Below are 14,051 nucleotides of genomic sequence, written 5' to 3' on the forward strand. Positions count from 1 at the left end.
CGCCTGCAGTCACTTTTCCTTCATATTCACTGAACGCGTGCTGGGAAACACCCCGCGCGCGCCCAGCGCCCGCACCAGCGCCTGGAAGTCGGGCGAATAGCGCAGCACCTCGCGCCCGGCGGTGATCAGCTCGGTCACCTCGCTGTCGGACACGGTGAAGGCGGTGGGCACGCGCAGCAGCTGGCGGCGGTCGCTGTGCAGCGCCGCGTCGCGCAGGTTCACCATGATCACGTGGATGTCGGCATCGGCCGCGAACACGCTGGCGCCCGCCGCGGCGTGGGCCTCCAGCTCGCTGCTCCACTCGCGGATCACGTCCTGCAGGTATTCCTGCGTCTCGCGCGTCTTGCGGGCACCGGCGCCGAACAGCAGGGTCTCGGCCACGTCAAACATGCCGGGCACGGTGTCGCTGGCGTCGATGTCGTGCGTTGGCTCGCGCTCGGCGTTCACCACCACCAGCACCACCTTGTGCACGCTGCCGGGCGGGATCACCACCTCGCGGAAGGTCTGCCGCAGCCCGCCTTCCATCAGCGCGCGGTCCAGCAGCCGCTGCACGCCCAGGTTGTCCGACAGGCCGCCGTCGACCAGGTGGATGTAGGGGCGCTGCGCGGCGTTCAGGTAGGCATCGGCCTGCGCGCGGTACAAGCGACGGCGGAAGTCGGCCGGGCCGGCGCGGGCCACGGCGCCATCGCCCTGGATGCGGCGGGTCACCTCGGCCGGGCAGCGGTCGGCGTAGTTGCGCAGCGTGACCGGGCTCAGCAGCAGGGGCACGGCCGACGAGGCGGCGACGGCAAACGACAGGGGCACCCGGCCCAGGTCGGAACAGATCAGCGTGAACTGGTCCCAGGTGAACTCGAAGCCCGTGCCGCGCGCCAGGTCGGTGGCGGTGACGATCAGCTGCGGGTGGCGCGGGTTGCGCTCCAGGTCGGCGAAGGTCTTGCCCTCGTACAGCGTGTCCAGGCGCCGCGCCAGCAGGTGCGCGCGGCCGAACCAGGGCGAGCTGAGGTCGCGCAGGTTGCCCGGGCGCGCCATCATCCCCAGCAGGCTTTGCTGGAAATCCTGCCGCAGGAAGTCGTGCTCGAAGCGCGGCAGGCCGGTGCGGCCGAACGCCGCGTAATACGCCGCCACGATCGACCCGCCCGATACCGCACTGATCAGATCCGTGGCTTCCAGCAGCGTCAGGCGCCGGCCACGCCAGTCGAACTCGTGGTCTTCCAGCTCGCGCAGCACACCGTAGCCGAACGCCGCGGCCCGCGCGCCGCCGCCCGAGATGGTGACCGCCATCACCAGGCTCGGGTCGCGCGTCTCGTTCACGTGCATCGACCGCAGCTGATCGGCCTGCATGGCGGTGTTGAGCCAGGGGCGCACCGACGAGCACGCCGTCAGCAGCGCCGCGCAGGCGGTGACGGCCAGCCAGCGCCCGCCGATCACCCGCATGCGGCGGAGCTGGCCCGCGGCCTGGCCGGGTTCAGTGATTCGCTGGACGCCATCCGGAGATGTTAGCGGCCGAAGGGCGATGGGCCGCGCCGCCTCAGCCGCGCCGGCGCTGCGCCATCTCGGTGCCGATGCGCTCCAGCTCGGCCGGGCTGAACAGGGGCCGCGCCGCCGGATACACCACCGACTCTTCGAGCGGAATGTGGCGCTGGTACGCGGCCACGAAGTCGCGCACCAGGGTGCGATCCGCATCGGTGATGGCGGGCGCCGGCTCGGCGTCGCGCCAGGCCAGCAGCACCGCGCGCAGGCGCTGCCATTGGTCGTGCATTTGCACGTGGTCGGCCTGCAGCTGCACCACGGCATCGCGCACCAGGGCGTCGGCATGCTGCTGCAACGGCGGGAACACGTGGCGCTCCTCGTCCTCGTGGTGGTGCGGGCCGGCGATGTCGAAGTAGCGCAGCACGTCGCGCGCGGCACTGCGCGAATCGGCGTCGTGGCCGTTGCGGTCCACGTGGTCGACCAGGCGCTGCAGCAGCGCCAGGCTGCGCTGCACGCGCTCGTGGCAAGCTTCGAGCATCTCGAAGGGCTGTTCAAAGCCCACGCCGGGCGATGCGAAGCCGGGCAGGCTGACGGAAGACTGGGCCATGCGGGGCATTGTCCTGCCGACGACCGCCCTTCGCCTGCACGCAGATCAAGAACCCCGCGCGCTGGAATGGCTCCAACCCGCATGTTCAGAGGCAAAACGCGGCCTTGTCCGACAAGGGGGCCACTAAACTCGAGCGGGTGACCTGCACGCGCCCCGATTCGCCTGCGGCCGGTCCTGCCCGCCGCACACTGCCCTGCGCCGCCGCCCTGCTGGCGCTGCTGCTGGTGCTGCCGGGTTGCGCCTGGCTGGGGCTCAACGACAACGCCGAGCCTGCCACGGCGACCACGCCACGCGCCGACACCACCGCCGCCGGCCAGGTGGGCGCGCGCACGGGTGACGCGCCGGCCGTCACCGCCTTCGACATCCGTGTGGAGTGCGAGGACGAGGACCTGCGCGGGCTGGTCGAGCGCCACAGCGAACTGCAGCGCTACCGCGCCCTCACCGACCTGGACGAATCCGAATTCGCCCGCCTGATGGCCGTGACCGAGCGCGACGTGCGCAACCTGCTGGGCACCGAGGGCTACTTCAACCCCGACGTGCGTGTGCGTCGCGAAGGCGCGCCCAGTGCGCGGCCCACGGTGGTGATCGCCATCACGCCCGGCGAGCCCGCCACCATCGCCGGGGTGGACATCGGCTTCGAGGGCGACATCGCCGCCTCGGCCGATGCGGACGCCATCGGCCAGCGCGAAGGCATCGTGGCCGACTGGAGCCTGGATGAAGGCCGCCGCTTCACGCAGGACCGCTGGTCGAGCGCCAAGACCGGCGCCCTGCGCAGCCTGGTGGAGCGCCGTTACCCACAGGGCCGCATCGCCTACAGCCTGGCCGACGTGAGCGCGGCCGAGGCGCGGGTCAAGCTGGGCCTGCGGCTGGATTCCGGCCCGCTGTTCCGCCTGGGCGCGGCCACCGTCAAGGGCGCCAGCCGCTACCCGCCCGAGCTGGCCGAGCGGCTGTCGTGGCTCAAGCCCGGTGACATCTACGACCAGAAGAAGCTGGTGGATGCCCAGCAGCGCCTGGCCGGCAGCGGCTATTACGACTCGGCCTACATCAGCATCGACCCCGAGGGCGACCCCGCTGCCACGCCCGTGACCTACACCGTCACCGAGGCCAAGCGCCACAAGGTGCAGCTGGGCGTGGGCTACAGCACCGACGGCGGCCCGCGCCTGACGCTGGAGCACCGCGACAACACCGCCCTGGGCACCAGCTGGCGCGCCGACACCAAGCTGCACTTCGACCAGAAGGCGCCGCTGTTGCAGACCGAATGGACCTCGCTGCCGCGCGCCAGCGGCTGGCGCTGGGCGGCGCTGGCGCGCTACATGCGGCAGGACGACGGCGCGCTGACCACCACCTCCAAAACGCTGCGCCTGGGCACGCTGCGCACCGATGAGAAGTACGACCGCAACTTCTACCTGCAGTACGACCACGCCAGCGTCACCGGCTCGGGCACGCGCAACGTGCCCGACGCGCTGCTGGGCGACGGCGCCGCCGTCAGCGCCAACTACGCCTGGACCGGGCGCTACTTCGACAGCCTGCCCATCCCGTCGCGCGGCTATGGGCTCGGCACCGACATCGGCATCGGCATGACCACGGTGGGTGAGCGCAAACCCTTCCTGCGCCTGCACGGCCGCGCGCTGGGCATCGTGCCCGTGGGCAGCAGCGGCAGCCGGCTGGCGCTGCGCACCGAGGCCGGCGCCATCCTGGCCGACAAGCAGGCGCGGCTGCCGGCCACCTACATGTTCCGCACCGGCGGCGACAACACGGTGCGCGGCTACGGCTATCGCCGCATCGGCATCCCGTTCGACGACCTGGTGGGCCCCGGCCGCTACATGGCCGTGGGCAGCATGGAATGGCAGCGCCCGATCATGCGCGAGCGCTTTCCCGGCCTGCTGGAGCACACGCTGTTCATCGACGTCGGCGGCGTGGCGAACGAGGTCAACCAGCTGCGCGCGCACTGGGGCGTGGGCACCGGCGTGCGCCTGATCACGCCGGTGGGCCCGATGCAGCTGGACATTGCGTACGGCCTGAAGTCGAAGGACATCCGGCTGCACATGAACGTGGGCTTCGTGTTCTGATGACCGCGCCAGAGCCGCGCCCTGCGGACGACAAAACTCCTGAAATAATAGCTGCCAGCGCCCGACCGGCGGGCGCTGAAGGCCAATTTGACTCTGAAACCGCAACGACGCCACCGGTGCGGCGCCGCTGCATCTGGCGCTGGCTGGGCGGGCTGTTGGCGGCCTTGCTGGCCTTGCTGCTGCTGGCGCTCGGCGGCCTGTGGTGGTGGACGGGCAGCGAGGGCTCGCTGGCCACCGCGCTGCGCTGGGCCGGCGCGCAGCAGCCGCTGGTGTCCGACGAAGTCACCGGCAGCGTGCGCAGCGGCGGCAAGGTGCGCCGCCTGGTGTGGGACAAGGACGGCCTGCGCGTGGAAGTGCACGACGCCGAGCTCCAGTGGACGCCCGCCGCCCTGCTGGCGCGTACGCTGCAGATCGACACGCTGAGCGCCCGCCGCATCGTGGTGGACGACCAGCGGCCGAAAGGCGACGAGCCCGCCGCCGGCCCACCCGAATCCTTCGCGCTGCCGCTGCACATCCAGGTGAAGGCGCTGCGCGCGGGCGAGCTGCAATGGGCCGGCCCACCTCCCTACACGCTGAGCGATGTGGCCGGCCGCTTTGATTACGACGGCGGCCGCCACCTGCTGGAGCTGGACAGCGCGCGCATCGAAGGCGGCAGTTACCGCCTGCGCGCCGCCGCCACGGCGCACGCACCGATCCGCGTCGACGTCGCCATGGCGGGCGCGCTGGCCGCCCCGTGCCCGGTGCCCAGGCGCCGGTGCCGCTGACCCTGCAGGCCACGCTGCGCGGCCCGCTGACCGAGCTGCAGGCGCAGGCAGATCTGCAGGCCGCGCCGACGGCGCCCAGTACGTCAGCGCCCGCCGTTCCGGCGCTGCCGCCGCTGGCAGGCTTTGCGCCGGGGCCGACCCCACGCGCTTCCGCAGCAACGCCTCCAGCAGCACCGCCCCCGACCACGCCAACCGCCGGCGCCACCGCCGTGCCCGCCACCCCGGCCGCCGCCAGTGACATCCCGGAAGCCCATGTCACCGCCCGCATCACCCCTGGGCGGCACAGCCGCTGCCCGAGGCGCATGCCCGCGTGCGGGCACTCGACGTCGGCGCCATCTGGGCCGAGGCGCCGCGCACCCAACTGACGGGCCGGCTCGACGTGACGCCGCTGCCCGACGGCGGCGCGCCCGGCTGGGCCGTCGACGCCGACCTGGCCAACCGCGCCGCCGGGCCGTGGGACCAGCGCCAGCTGCCGGTCGAGCAGTTGCTGGCCGATGTCACCTGGCAGGGCGGCGTGGCCACGGTGCGCGCGCTCAAGGCGCAGGTGGGCGGAGGCAGCGTCGAATCCACCGGCCGCTGGGTCAGCCCGCCCGCCACGCAGCCGGCCACCGCGCCGACGCCCGCGGGCTCGGCCCCCATTACGGGCGACGGTGCGGCCGCGGCGCCAGCCAGCACGGCCGGCACCTGGCAGATCGACACCCGCATCACCGGCGTCAACCCGGCGCGCGTGCACACGCAGCTGGCCGCCTTTCCGCTCGACGGCACGGCCCAGGTGACGGGCGAAGGCGCCGGCATCGGTTTCGACGTGGCACTGCAGGCGCGGCCCACGCGCGCCAGCCCCCGCGCGGCGCGGCGAATCGGCCAGCGAGGCGCTGGCGCGCGATCTGCGCGCGCTGCGCCTGCGCGACGCCGCCGCCACCGGCCGCTGGGCCGACGGCCTGCTCAGCCTGAGCGCGCTGCGCGTGCGCACCGACGATGCGCAACTGGCCGGCAACGCCCAGGTCCGCCCCGACGCACCCGGCGGCCGGGCCGACCTGACGCTCAGCGCCCCCGGCGCCAGCGCCGTGGTCAAGGGCGAGCTGCAACCCACGACCGGCGCCGGCACCCTGCGCGCCAGCGTGCAGGACGCCGCGCGCCTGCTGGCCTGGGCGCAGAAGCTGCCCGGCGCCGGCGACGCGCTGGCCGGCGCGCAGGCACGCGGCAGCGCCACGCTGGACGGCAGCTGGCGCGGCGGCTGGCGCGACCCGAGCGTGCAGGCGCGCCTCCACGCGCCCTCGTTCGACTGGACGCCGCCCGGCGCCGCCGCCACGCCGCTGCAGGCGCGCGGGCTGGAGGCCACGATCAATGGCCGCCTGGCCCAGGCCCGGATCGCCGCCAGCGGCCGCGTGCTGCAGGGCGAACGCCAGCTCGACCTGCGCCTGACCGCCAGCGGCGGGCGCACCACGCCCAATGCCTCGTTGGCGGCGTCGGCCTGGCGCTTCGACCTGGGCGCCCTGCGGGCCGGCGTGCGCGACCCGGCGCTGGGCGAAGGCGTGTGGCAGCTGGCCAGCCGCGGCGCCGTGCCGCTCAGCTGGTCGCCGGCACAGGGCGGTCAGCTGGAGGTGGGTGCCGGCGATCTGACCATCACCTCGTCCGCACCCACGTCGCAGGCCCAGGTGGCCTGGGGGCCGGTGCGCTGGCGCCAGGGTGCGCTCACCACCACCGGCCGCATCACCGGCCTGCCGCTGCAGTGGGTGGAGCGCGTGGCCGGGTCGCAATTGCAGGACGCCGGTCTGACCGGCAACATCGTCTTCAACGGCGACTGGGACGCCGCGCTGGGCCAGCAGTTGCGCGTCACCGCCAACCTGGTGCGCGCCAGCGGCGACATCACGGTGCTGACCACCGACGCACAGACCGGCGTGCAGTCGCGCGTGGCCGCCGGCCTGCGCGATGCGCGCCTGACGCTGCGCAGCGAGGGCAACGCGCTCAACCTCAACCTGGTGTGGGACAGCGAGCGCGCCGGCACCATCAACGGCCAGCTGCGCACCGAGTTGGCGGCTGCGCGCGACGACGACGGCAACACCAGTTGGTCGTGGCCCGACAGCGCGCCGCTGCAGGGCCAGGTGCAGGCGCGGCTGCCGCAGATTGCCGCCTGGTCGGTGCTGGCGCCGCCCGGCTGGCGCCTGCGTGGCGCGCTGGCGGCCGACGCACGCGTGGCCGGCACGCGCGGCGAGCCCCTGGTCAGCGGCACCGTGACGGCCGACGACGTGGCGCTGCGCTCCATCGTCGACGGCGTGCAGTTCGAGGGCGGGCGCCTGCGCGCCCGGCTGGACGGCACGCGCCTGCTGATCGACGAGTTCACGCTGCAGGGCGCGGGCGAGAAAGGCAGCGGCGGCCGGCTGCGCGCCACCGGCGAAGCCGGGCTGGTGGACGGCCGCGCGCAGGCACGCCTGAACGCCACGCTGGAGCGGCTGCGCGCCAGCATCCGCGACGACCGGCAGGTCACCGTCTCGGGCAACGTGCAGGCCGCGCTGGAGGGCCGCACCCTCAGTGCCGACGGCCGCCTGCGTGTGGACCGCGCGCTGATCCTGCTGCCCGACGAGAACCGGCCCACGCTGGGCGACGACGTGATCGTGCGCGGGCCCGACGGCAAGATCATGTACGGCAAGGAAGGCCCCGGCGCCGTGGCCCGGCCCACCAGCGCCGCCGGCCAGCAGGCCGCGCAGCAGCAGGCCCGCAGCGACGCCGCGCGCGCCAAGGCCGACGCCCAGGCCCGCGCCAGCGAGGCCGGGCCGCTGCTACCAACGTCAACGTGCAGGTCGACCTGGGTGAGGACTTCCGCCTGCAAGGCATGGGCATCGACACGCGCCTGGCCGGCGTGCTGACGCTCACCGCCAAGGGCCCGCTGACCGAGATGCCCAGCTTGGTCGGCCGGGTGCGCACCGAGGGCGGCACCTTCCGCGCCTACGGGCAGCAGCTCATCATCCAGCGCGGCTTCATCAACTTCAGCGGACAGATCAGCAACCCCACGCTCGACATCGTGGCCCTGCGCCCCAACTACACCAGCGACCAGCGCGTGGGTGTGCAGGTCATGGGCACGGCGCTGCTGCCGCGCGTGCGGCTGTATTCCGAGCCCGCCCTGCCCGACAACCAGACGCTGGCCTGGCTGCTGCTGGGCCGCCCGGCGCCCAACAGCGGCGCCGAGGCGGCCATGCTGCAGTCGGCCGCGCTGGCCCTGCTGGGCGGGCGCGAAGGGCGCGGGCTGGCGGCCAACTTCGGCCTGGACGAGCTGAGCTTTTCGGGCGGCGGCGACGGCGAGCTGAGCAGCGCCAGCGTCACCCTGGGCAAGCGCCTGTCCGACCGCCTGTACGCCGCCTACGAGCACAGCCTGGCCGGCACGGGCGGCACGCTGATGATCTTCCTCGAGCTGTCGCGCCGCTGGACGCTGCGCGGCCAGGCCGGCGAGAACTCGGCCGTGGACCTGATCTACCGACTGACCTTCGACTGAAGCCGAGCAGGCCGGCCGATACAATCGCCGGGCCCTGCCGCCGTAGTTCAATGGATAGAACGAGCGCCTCCTAAGCGCTAGATACAGGTTCGATTCCTGTCGGTGGTGCCAGGCTTCTGGCGCGCATCGCGCCCTGCCCGCGCCTCAGCATTCGGTGAACGCCACCGCCAGCCCGCCGCGCGAGGTTTCCTTGTACTTGTCGAGCATGTCGCGCCCGGTGTCGCGCAGCGTGAGGATGGCCGCGTCGAGGCTGACCTTGTGCGTGCCGTCGCCCGACAGCGCCAGCTGCGCGGCGTTGATGGCCTTCACGGCCGCCATGGCGTTGCGCTCGATGCAGGGTACCTGCACCAGGCCGCCAATGGGGTCGCAGGTCAGGCCCAGGTTGTGTTCCAGGCCGATCTCGGCGGCGTTCTCGATCTGCTCGGGCGTGCCGCCCAGCACCTGCGCCAGCCCGGCCGCGGCCATGGCACAGGCCGAGCCGACCTCGCCCTGGCAGCCGACTTCGGCGCCCGAGATGCTGGCGTTGGTCTTGATCAGCACGCCGATGGCGGTGGCCGCCAGCAGGAAGTCGACCACGTCGTCGTCGCCGGCGCCACGCTGGAAGTCCATGAAGTAGTGCAGCACCGCGGAATGATGCCGGCCGCGCCGTTGGTGGGCGCCGTCACCACGCGGCCGCCCGCGGCGTTCTCCTCGTTGACCGCCAGGGCGTACAGGTTCACCCAGTCCATGGCCGAGAAGGTTTGCGTGATGAGGTTCGGGCGGCTGTCGCGCGCGTTCAGCCGGGCGTGCATGGCCTGCGCCCGGCGCGGCACCTCCAGCCCGCCGGGCAGCACACCCTCGCACTTCAGGCCGCGCGCCACGCAGCCTTTCATCACCTGCCAGATCGCCAGCAGGGCGCTGCGCGTTTCGGCGTCGGGGCGCCAGGCGCGCTCGTTGCGCAGCACCAGGTCGGCCACGCGCAGGCCGTGCTGCCGGCACAGGGCCAGCAACTGTTCGCCGCTGGCGTAGGGCAGCGCCACGGCCACGTCGTCCGCGCCGCTGCCGCCGGCGGCGGCCTGGGCCTCGTCCACGATGAAGCCGCCCCCGACGGAGTAATAGGTGTTCTCGTACAGCACCGCGCCATCGTCGCCGTGCGCCGTCAGCCGCAGGGCGTTGGGGTGGCGCGGCAGGTTGACGGGCAGCAGTTGCAGGTCGCGCGACCAGTCGAACGCGATCTCGCGCTCGCCCGCCAGGCGCAGCCGGCCGTCGAGCCGCACGGCGTCCACCGCCTGCGCCATGGCATCGGGATCGACCCGGTCGGGCTGCTCGCCCAGCAATCCGGCCACGGTGGCGCGGTCGGTGCCGTGCCCGATGCCGGTGGCCGACAGCGAGCCGTACAGCCGCACCTGCACGCGCTGCACGGCGCCGAGCCAGCCCGCGGCGCGCAGCTGCTCGGCAAAGGTCCAGGCCGCCCGCATGGGCCCCACGGTGTGCGAGCTGGAGGGCCCGACGCCGATCTTGAAGAGGTCGAGAGCACTGATGGTCATGAACGCCTGCATCGCCGGGAAGGTGCATCGCCCGCAGGGACGAGCCGTCCGCCGCATGGTACTGCGAGCAGGCCGCGCGGCCACTGAATACCCTCGTCGAGGGTGCGACACCGCGGCTGGCGGCGCGGGCACTTGGCCGACACGCAGAACAGCGCCTTCGCCCGGCGGTGGCAGGTGCTGCGCCGTCAGCAGCCCCGGCGGCGCGCGGCTATCGTGCGATCATCCCGATCACATTTCTCTGGCTGGAGGCCCGCATGCGTGGATTCATGGTTGCTTTGGCGCCTGCCCTGTTGATGGCCAGCTGCGCCGCCACCAGCACCGGGCCGGTGGCCGGGTTCGACGGTTCGTGGACCATCAGCAAGCGCGGCGTGGTGGCCACCCAGCCCGAGGCGCTGACGCGCGCCGCCACGCAGGAGGCCACCGCGCATTGCGCCGTGCAGGGCAAGCGCTTCAGGCAGGTCGACCTGAAGGAAAGCCCGTCGGGCCTGCTGGCACCGCGCGCGGAGACCGCGTTGACTTTCGTCTGCGAGTGACTCGTTAGCTATCACATATATAGCTTTTTGCGCTTACCTGGCGGGCGCTGCAGCCAATTTTCTTATAAATTCTCACCTCACCCAGCGGTGACGGCCCGCGCCGCCACCACGGCCTCGGTGCGGTTGCGCACCTTCAGCGCGCGAAAGATCGCGGCCAGGTGAATCTTCACCGTGCCTTCGCTGATGCCCAGGTTGCGGCCGATCTGCTTGTTCTGCTGCCCTTCGGACAGCAGGCTCAGCACTTCGAGTTGACGATCCGTCAGCACATGGCGCAGGTGCGCCGCCGCCGCATGCGCGCCCCGCGGGCTGGCGGCCGGGCCCGGCGTGCGGTGCCCGTCGTCTAGGCCAGGGTGCGACATCATCAGGGGCGGCACGTACACACCGCCTTGCAGCACCAGCCGTATCGCCGACAGCATGACGTCGGGCGAGTAGGCCTTGGGGATGAAGCCCGATGCCCCGGCGTCGAGCGCGGCATGCATGATGGCCGGGTCTTCCTGGCCCGACAGCACCACCATGCGAAGCCCCGGTTGCCGCTGATGCACCTGCGCGATGTGGCCCACGCCGTGTGCGCCGGGCATGCCGAGGTCGATGACGGCCAGGTCCAGATCGGCCGACACGCTGTCGAGCAACTCCTGCACGCTCAGCGCCTGCACGAAGCCGACCTGCGGCGCCAGCTCGGCCAGTTTCTCAGCCACGGCTTCCAGGATGAGGCGGTGGTCGTCGGCGATGAGGATTTTCATGGCGTGACTGCAAGGTTGATGCGGCCTTCAGGCGGTCGCGGGACCACTTTGACGATAAACGGGTTGCACGCGCGGATCAAGGCGCCGGGCACCGGCCAAAGGCGTAGGCCAGTGCCTCACGCCACGGCCAGCGGCGCCTGCGCGCCGGGCGGCACCAGCGCCGGCAGCGGCGCCGCTGGCACCGCACGCCCGTCCCAGCCGGCGGCGCCAGGGCATCGCAGGGCATGGGCAGCGCCGCGGCCTCGTCGGCCGCCGGCGCCCAGGCCGGCTCGGGTGCGGCCATGGGCACCTCGAAATGAAAGCGCGCGCCCCGGCCGGGCGCCGATGTCAGGCCGATCTGCAGGCCGAGCAGCCCGGCCAGCCGCTGCACGGTGGCCAGGCCCAGACCCGTGCCGCGCGCGGCCAGGTCCGGGCTCGACGGGGCCTGATAGAACTCGTCGAAGATGCGCTGCTGGTGCTCGGGCGCGATGCCGATGCCGGTGTCGATCACGTCGATGCGCACCTGCGGCCCGCGGCGGCGCGCCGCCACCAGCACGCCCCCGCGCGGCGTGTAGCGCACGGCGTTGGCCACCAGGTTGCCGACGATGCGCGACAGCATGAAGTAGTCCGACCGCACCCACAGGTCGGTGTGCCGCACCACCAGGCGCAGATGCTGCGCCTCGGCCACCGGGCGGAAGTTGCGGCTGACGTCGTCGAACAGGCGGTCCAGCGCGAAGTCCGAATGCCGCGGCTGCAGCACGCCGGCGTCGATCTGCGAGATGTTCAGCAGCTCGGCGAACAGATGGTCCAGCGAGGCCACGCATTCGCGCACATGGCGGATACGCTGCTGCCGCGCCGGGTCGGGCTCGTCCCTGGCCAGTCCTTCCGAGAACAGCGTCAGCGCGTGCAGCGGCTGGCGCAGGTCATGGCTGGCGGCGGCCAGCAGGCGCGTCTTGGCCTGGCTGGCCTGCTCGATGGCGCGGTTCTTCTCGGCCAGCTCGGCCGTGGCCTCGCGCACGCGCTGCTCCAGCAGCTGCCGGCCGTCGTGCAGGGCGGTGGCGGCGGCGTTGAAGCCTTGCTGCAGATGGCGCACTTCCGCGGTGCCCTCCAGCGTCACCTGCACCGGCTCGCCGGCGGCCAGCCGGTCGACGGCGCTGGCCAGCTTGAGCACCGGCGCGCTGATGCGACGCGCCGCCCACACGCCGGCCAGCAGCACGGCCGCCAGGCACGCCGCCACCGCCAGCAGCACGCCGGTCCAGGCGCGCGCCTCGGCGGCGCGCAACTCGTCCAGGCCGATGTCGATGCCGACCTGCCCCGGCACGCCGCCGCCCGCGCTGGCCACCGGCGCGCGCACCAGCAGGCCCTCCTAGCGCCGCAGGTCGGCGGTGTTGACGTTGGCCAGCAGTTCCCCTTCGGGCGACCACACCTGCACCTGCTGCACATGCGGTTGCGACATGGTGGCCTCGGCCAGCCGCAGCAGCGCGCGCCGGTCCTCGCGCGCCAGCGGCGCCTGCGCCGAGGCCGACAGCTGCTGCGCCAGCGTTTCCCTGCTGGCGGATGTGGTGCTCGATGCCCTGCAGGTACTGCCGCGTGGTCAGCACCAGCAGCGCCCCCACCGCCAGCACCGCCGGCACCACCGCCAGCAGCACCAGCTGCCACACCAGCGACAGCCCTGCCCGCCGATGCGATGGTGTCGATACCCCGTTCATGGCATGTAACCCAATGCGAAATGCGTGAGAATCAATGCATTGGACCGTGCCACAAACCATGAAGAATGTCCACATCACCGGCGGTACACCGTTGCCGCACACCGCCCGGGACGCTGGGCCCACGCGCCGCCAGGCGGTGCTGGCCGCCGCCGCGGTGGCCTGCTGGCCGCTGGCGCTGCGGGCCGGCGAGGACGCCCGTGCCCCGCTGCGCTTCGGCATCCTGCCGATCGGTGGCATGGTGGATTCACGCACCGGCTGGGAGCCGCTGCTGGACGAGCTGATGCAGGCGCTCGGCCGCCCCATCCACATGTTCTCGGCCACGTCCTACGAAGGACTGGGCGAGGCCGTGCGCCGCGGCGAGGTGGATCTGGCCTTCCTCTCCGGCAAGATGGCGCTGGACGCCGTGACCCAGCACGACATGCGCGCCATCGCCCAGGTGACGCGACACGACGGCCTGCCCGGCTACCGCGCGCTGCTGCTGGCGCGCGAAGGCGGCCCGGTGCGCGACCTGGAGGCGGTGCTGGTGGAGCCCGGCCGCTGGCGGCTGGCGCGCGGCGAAAAGCGCTCGATGTCGGGCTTCATCGTGCCCAAGCTGCAGCTGTTCCTGCCGCGCCAGATCGACATCGAGACCCGCTTTCAGGGCGACATCGTCGGCACGCACCAGCGCACCGCACTGGCTGTGGCCAATGGCGAGGCCGACCTGGCCACCAACAACAGCGCCGACTTCGAGCGCTTCCGCACGCAGTTCCCGGCCGAGACGGCGCGCCTGCGGGTGCTGTGGCAGTCCGAGCTGGTGCCGCACGGCTTCATCGTGCTGCGCAACGCCCACGGCGACGCCATGCGCGGCCGCGCCCAGCGCTTTCTGGCGCAATACGGGCGCGGCAGCGGCGCACAGGCCGAGCAGCAGCGCGCGGCGCTGAAAGGCCTGCACGACTTCGCCGGCTTCCTGCCCGCCGACAACCGCGCGCTGCTGCCGGTGGCCCGCCTCACGCGCCAGCTCGACCTGGACAGCGCGCACTCCGCCACCTGGATCAACGATGCGGCGCGCCAGGCCCGGCTGGCGCGCATCGAGAGCCAGTACGCCACGCAGGTGCAAATGCTGAGCGCAGACTGAGGGCGCGGGCAGCCAGCCGCTACCATTGGCGGCTTCGCGCCAGCATCGGCGCT

General features: G+C 72.8%; 10 protein-coding genes, 1 tRNA gene and 2 pseudogenes. 7 read left to right on the forward strand and 6 right to left on the reverse strand.

The window, feature by feature from the left end:
* Positions 1-9: 9 nt before the first annotated feature.
* Both H0I39_RS05105 and H0I39_RS05110 read right to left on the reverse strand, forming a co-directional pair.
* Positions 10-1,434, reverse strand: coding sequence for a patatin-like phospholipase family protein (locus tag H0I39_RS05105; protein ID WP_180549789.1), 1,425 nt, complete (start codon positions 1,432-1,434; stop codon positions 10-12).
* Between the two features lie 94 nt (positions 1,435-1,528).
* Complete coding sequence (locus H0I39_RS05110; protein WP_257645633.1) at positions 1,529-2,077, reverse strand: hemerythrin domain-containing protein; 549 nt, start codon at positions 2,075-2,077, stop codon at positions 1,529-1,531.
* A 137-nt stretch (positions 2,078-2,214) separates the two neighbouring features.
* On the opposite strand from H0I39_RS05110, the gene H0I39_RS05115 reads away from it, so the two are divergent.
* Positions 2,215-4,146, forward strand: coding sequence for an autotransporter assembly complex protein TamA (locus H0I39_RS05115; protein ID WP_180549791.1), 1,932 nt, complete (start codon positions 2,215-2,217; stop codon positions 4,144-4,146).
* On the forward strand, positions 4,146-4,910 hold the full coding sequence (locus H0I39_RS05120; RefSeq protein ID WP_180549792.1) for an AsmA family protein: 765 nt from the start codon (positions 4,146-4,148) through the stop codon (positions 4,908-4,910). Before H0I39_RS05115 ends, H0I39_RS05120 begins: the two co-directional genes overlap by 1 nt.
* 267 nt (positions 4,911-5,177) lie before the next feature.
* On the opposite strand, the gene H0I39_RS05125 is transcribed toward H0I39_RS05120, so the two are convergent.
* Positions 5,178-5,705 (reverse strand): hypothetical protein, encoded by a 528-nt coding sequence (locus tag H0I39_RS05125; protein WP_180549793.1) that lies wholly within the window; start codon positions 5,703-5,705, stop codon positions 5,178-5,180.
* Between the two features lie 1,478 nt (positions 5,706-7,183).
* On the opposite strand from H0I39_RS05125, the gene H0I39_RS21680 reads away from it, so the two are divergent.
* From H0I39_RS21680 to H0I39_RS05140, 3 genes and pseudogenes are all read left to right on the forward strand, one after another.
* Positions 7,184-7,774, forward strand: a complete 591-nt coding sequence (locus H0I39_RS21680; protein ID WP_308645910.1) for a translocation/assembly module TamB domain-containing protein — start codon at positions 7,184-7,186, stop codon at positions 7,772-7,774.
* Positions 7,687-8,397 (forward strand): annotated as a pseudogene (locus tag H0I39_RS05135) (translocation/assembly module TamB domain-containing protein); the annotation flags it as partial. The gene H0I39_RS21680 and the pseudogene H0I39_RS05135, both read left to right, overlap by 88 nt.
* A 36-nt stretch (positions 8,398-8,433) precedes the next feature.
* Positions 8,434-8,508, forward strand: a tRNA-Arg gene (locus H0I39_RS05140).
* Between the two features lie 33 nt (positions 8,509-8,541).
* Here the strand turns inward: H0I39_RS05140 and H0I39_RS05145 are convergent.
* Positions 8,542-9,923: pseudogene (locus H0I39_RS05145) on the reverse strand (L-serine ammonia-lyase).
* A gap of 293 nt (positions 9,924-10,216) precedes the next feature.
* Here H0I39_RS05145 and H0I39_RS05150 point away from each other — a divergent pair.
* Positions 10,217-10,456, forward strand: coding sequence for a hypothetical protein (locus tag H0I39_RS05150; protein ID WP_180549796.1), 240 nt, complete (start codon positions 10,217-10,219; stop codon positions 10,454-10,456).
* A 77-nt stretch (positions 10,457-10,533) separates the two neighbouring features.
* Here the strand turns inward: H0I39_RS05150 and H0I39_RS05155 are convergent, their stop codons facing one another.
* Together H0I39_RS05155 and H0I39_RS05160 are read right to left on the reverse strand one after the other, a co-directional pair.
* Positions 10,534-11,196: a LuxR C-terminal-related transcriptional regulator gene (locus H0I39_RS05155; RefSeq protein ID WP_180549797.1), complete on the reverse strand. Its 663-nt coding sequence runs from the start codon at positions 11,194-11,196 to the stop codon at positions 10,534-10,536.
* A gap of 76 nt (positions 11,197-11,272) precedes the next feature.
* Complete coding sequence (locus H0I39_RS05160; protein WP_308645774.1) at positions 11,273-12,529, reverse strand: sensor histidine kinase; 1,257 nt, start codon at positions 12,527-12,529, stop codon at positions 11,273-11,275.
* A gap of 413 nt (positions 12,530-12,942) precedes the next feature.
* Here H0I39_RS05160 and phnD point away from each other — a divergent pair, with 413 nt between their 5' ends.
* Positions 12,943-13,998, forward strand: coding sequence for a phosphate/phosphite/phosphonate ABC transporter substrate-binding protein (phnD, locus tag H0I39_RS05165; protein ID WP_180549798.1), 1,056 nt, complete (start codon positions 12,943-12,945; stop codon positions 13,996-13,998).
* Positions 13,999-14,051: the final 53 nt, after the last annotated feature.

This window comes from Ottowia beijingensis (assembly GCF_013423955.1).
GTDB classification, from domain to species: Bacteria; Pseudomonadota; Gammaproteobacteria; order Burkholderiales; family Burkholderiaceae_C; genus Ottowia; species Ottowia beijingensis.